At 51.8% G+C, this 4,199-nt stretch carries 3 protein-coding genes; all 3 read right to left on the reverse strand.

Annotated features, from left to right (window positions below):
- Positions 1-544 precede the first annotated feature (544 nt).
- Positions 545-829 carry an antitoxin family protein gene (locus HWQ67_RS13690; RefSeq protein WP_218253250.1) on the reverse strand — a complete coding sequence of 95 codons (285 nt, stop codon included), beginning with the start codon at positions 827-829 and terminating at the stop codon, positions 545-547.
- A gap of 161 nt (positions 830-990) precedes the next feature.
- Positions 991-1,713 (reverse strand): HepT-like ribonuclease domain-containing protein, encoded by a 723-nt coding sequence (locus tag HWQ67_RS13695; RefSeq protein ID WP_255317286.1) that lies wholly within the window; start codon positions 1,711-1,713, stop codon positions 991-993.
- 513 nt (positions 1,714-2,226) lie between these two features.
- The coding region (locus tag HWQ67_RS13700) for a molybdopterin-dependent oxidoreductase (protein WP_218253252.1) at positions 2,227-4,199 on the reverse strand (1,973 nt) is incomplete at its 5' end.

Genomic DNA, 4,199 nt, shown 5'->3' on the forward strand with positions numbered 1-4,199 from the left:
GCATGATATTTGAGTGTGAAATAATGGGGTCAAGGGGACTTCTTCGTGCCCGGGGCGGGTGCGACAATTGAGCCAGGGGCGGCTCGCCCCCCGCTGCGACAAGATTGCGGCTCGCACCCGCCCCTGCCACAAACCGCCCCTTTCTTTCTTGTATGCAAGCAATTTTGATACCCTAAAAAACTCGAATCCGATCAGCATACCCTTTAAGTGTATCATCGCTGTAAAAAAATAGTCAACAGGTTAATCTCTAATAACAGGACAATTGCATCTAAAAACTTGGTACATTGTCAATATAACGGTGTAATCAGAAAGCGGCTCTATGGTTTTTTTATCACATCGTGTGTGCCAACCCTTCTGAGAACGTAGCACTCACCTTCCCTTTGATAAGTAAAGCGATATTGATGGTCAACATATCCTTCCCATATTCCGGTAGTTCTTTGAAGTAAATGTAGATTTAACGATGGATGAGCAGGATTTTCCATCAAGTAATGGAGTTGTTTATCGACCTTGTCCTGTATTTCCGTTGGGAGTTTAGAGTAATCAGTTATAAAGCATTTTGAGAATTTAAGTTTTTTAGCCATTTTTCAGATTCCTGGCCTCTTAGCCACTTATAAGCCGTCTCAGCATTGTCAAATTCAACATACTCACCATTGGTCAAGGCTTCATCAGCCTCCCGCTCTTTTTCCTGCCACTCTTTAGTCCAGAAATATGCGTGAGAGTCTTCAATATTCTCAATAGTAATGTTTACCTCCATACCGTCTTGCAGTTCAATATCATCTAATGGCTCAAAAACACCATGAGCAAATATTGCCTTAATTGTGGTTGGCATAGTTACCTCCTGTCGTAACCCTTCCGAATCGGAAGCCATTTTCAACTCTTGTCTTGGAGACCCGCACTGACACAGGGCGATTCGAGGCATTTGCGAGAACCTTCAGCACTTTCAAAGAACAACCAACTACCCTTAAGTCTATCACTTACTACCCAAAATAGTCAACTCTCAGATACCCTCTCCATTACCTGCCGGATGAGTTCAGCTATTTCAGGCTTCAGCTTTGGCAGATATTCATTGACGACATCCCATACAACCTTATTGTCTATACCGAAATACTCGTGGGCAATCCTGTTCCTCATGCCAGTTATCTCAGACCAGGGTATATTTGGGGCCTTGTCCTTGATTGATTTTGGGATATGCCTTGAGGCCTCACCGATGATTTCGAGACTCCGCACAACGGCGTTGATAGTCTTCCTGTCCTTTTGAAACTCCGGGTACGTCATACCCTCCACAAAGGAAATGGCATCATCAATGGACTCGGCTATGTCGTTGATGTAATCCCTGTACTCCCGTGTCATTGTCCCTCCAGGTCGTATTTGGTTTTTTATCACACAGGGTTGCACCAAGTTCTTTATTGCTGCAGGATACTCCTGCTCTGGCACGTACACAACTTCCTCAAGGATGCGTTTGCCGATATATGGCTTTAGTGCGCCCCTTGTAACGAGGTCAACCCTAACGCCAAAGAGCTTACGCAAATATTCCTCAAGCTGCATGAACCCAATAAACCCCATGTCGCCGCTGAACTCAACGAGGATGTCTATGTCGCTCCGCTTCTTCTGCTGCCCACGGACGTAGGAGCCAAAGATACCGATGGTCTTGACCTTGAAGCGGGTCTCAAGGACTTCCCTGTTGGCGTTAATTAGCGCCTTTATCTCGGTCATTGTCTTCACGGCAGCGTCACCATTACAACACTATAAACATACCTCATTCAATCCCACAGTGCAAGAAACTCTCACAACACCATTGCCCTAAATAACCCTTCCGAATCAGAAGCCATTTTCAACTTAGTGTGTACGATCCTTATAAAACAGGTTATATGTCGTAACCCTTCCGAATCGGAAGCCATTTTCAACTCTTGCCTTGGAGACCCGCATATACACAGGGCGATTTGAGGCATTTCCGAGAACCTCCCGCAACTTTTCCGCCTGATGGGTTTTTACCCCCCAAAAGCGTGCTCACGATGCACCTAAACCCTTGTCTTCAACCATTCCGAGAACCTCCGGCACTTTCAAAGAACAACCAACTACCCTTAAGTCTATCACTTACTACCCAAAATAGTCAACTATTATCAACGCCCCCAACCCACCACCCAACCCTTTACGGGGTCAAGGGGTCCGTGACCCCTTGCGAGGGGGTCTGAGGGGGAGCAGAGCTCCCCCTTCTATTCTTCTTTCTTAGACCTGAGCGCAGGCCAACGCTTTTTCCGTCTCCTGCAACCACAACAGTCGCGAGCCGTTTACCACATTCGTATTCAGTATCCTCAACATCTCAACCGGGTCGGCCTTTAACAGAGCACGCTTCTTAAACGACCCTGCCGCAGCCGGAGCTACCTTGCCCAGTGCGACTCTGTAAACCTCCTCAATATCAGAGGCCTTGCCATCCAACCCACAAGACTTGGCTATGCCGCCGATTATAGAGGCCATCGTCCTGACGTCCTCCGGAGGCTCTACGGCCTTTGCCATCTTCTTGAGCCGCCCGGTGTAATCCACCACCGAACCGCCGTCTTCCAGATACGCCGCAGCGGGTAACAACAGGTCGGCCTGCCGCGCCAGATCGGACATGTGCGTGGCAGCCAGGATGAAGAAGTCCACCGACGGCCTCTTTACCGTGGGCAACTCACCGGCGGCAAACAACACCTTAACCCCGCCACTGAGCATACTGTCATACGACTGCCCCTTGGGAGTAAGCCCCATGAGCAACACGCCCTTGGCATTTGCCTCAACCGGTATCGACAAGGCCTTGCCCTTTATCGCGGCCAAAAGCCCCGCGGCCTCAAAGACGTCCGGGGAGGCCAACAACACGGGATTAACCGCCGCCTTGTAAAGCTCCGCCGCACGATCAACCTCCTCCGTCACCGATGCACCGGCAACGTCAATCCCCGAGGGCAGGGACAATCCCTTCGCCGCAAGGGCAGACGCCAACGCCTTGAGACCCTCTGCCTCATCGGCCTTTATCACCACATCCGCGGTGTCGCTGAGCTTGACGTCTCCGGCGCTGATGACAATGAGCTTTGCCTTTCGCTCGGCCTTGGTGCGCAGGAAGGCATCAAGTGCCGGCAGATTGCGCTCCCACTGATTGGGCGCCAATCCGGCCACGACAAATAGGTCGGCGTCTTCGGGGTCAACCGCCGCACCCAACAGCGACGCCTCATCGCCGTACAGACTCACGGTGGTATCAACGTTTGCCACGCCTGCACCGGAAGCCAGCGCACTCAACGCCGCAGCCTCTTCGTTGGTGATGGCGCCGTTGGCGACAATACCGCTGCTCGATTCCTTGAGCTTGGAGGCGGCCAACTGCAGGGCGTCATCCCAGGTGGTGTCTACAAGACTGCCATTGACGCGCTTCATCGGTAAAAGAATGCGTGTATCGGCAATCAAACTGTCAAAACCAAAACGCCCCGTGGCGCAGGTGAAGTAATCCGCCCGGCCATCATCTGCTCCGGCGCGTATCATAACGATGTTACCCTTTAACGTACTGACGCTGAGGTCACAGGCGTTTGAGCAGTACAGACACACCGACTTGTGCCGGATGTAATCCCACTCCCTGCCCTTTCGCCACCTGTCTGCCTCAAGTATGGCGTTGACCGGACAGACGTCCACACAACTGCCGCAGAACGTACAACCCGACTGCTGAAGCGGCAGATCGTTGGCGGTTGTCACCTTCGATCCAACGCCCCTTCCCATGAAGTCAAGGACAGCGGTGCCCTGCTCCTTACACACACGCACGCACCGTCCGCACAGGATGCAGTAGTCCGGGTCACGCTTGATAAAGGGATTGCCCTCATCTATGGCGAAGTTAAAGCACTTGCGCGTGAAGTTGGACTCCTTCAACGCAAAGGCATAGGCATAGTCCTGCAGCTCACAGACTCCGGCCTTCGTACACGTCATGCAGTCCAGGGGGTGCATCGACAGGATCAGGTCTACGACGAACTTGCGCATGTCGCTGAGGCGTTCGCTTTCGGTTACGATCTCCATGCCCTCTTTGGTCTTCATGATGCAGGCGGTCATCGTCTTGCCATTTACCTCTACCACACACATGCGGCAGGCACCGATGCCCTTCATCCCCTTGAGGTAGCAGAAGTTGGGGATATGCACTCCCACGGTTTCGGTAGCCTCTATAAGGTTCATACCCGCCGGTACCTTATGCA

This window comes from Candidatus Magnetobacterium casense, assembly GCF_019173545.1.
In the GTDB taxonomy this organism is placed as follows: Bacteria; Nitrospirota; Thermodesulfovibrionia; order Thermodesulfovibrionales; family Magnetobacteriaceae; genus Magnetobacterium; species Magnetobacterium cryptolimnobacter.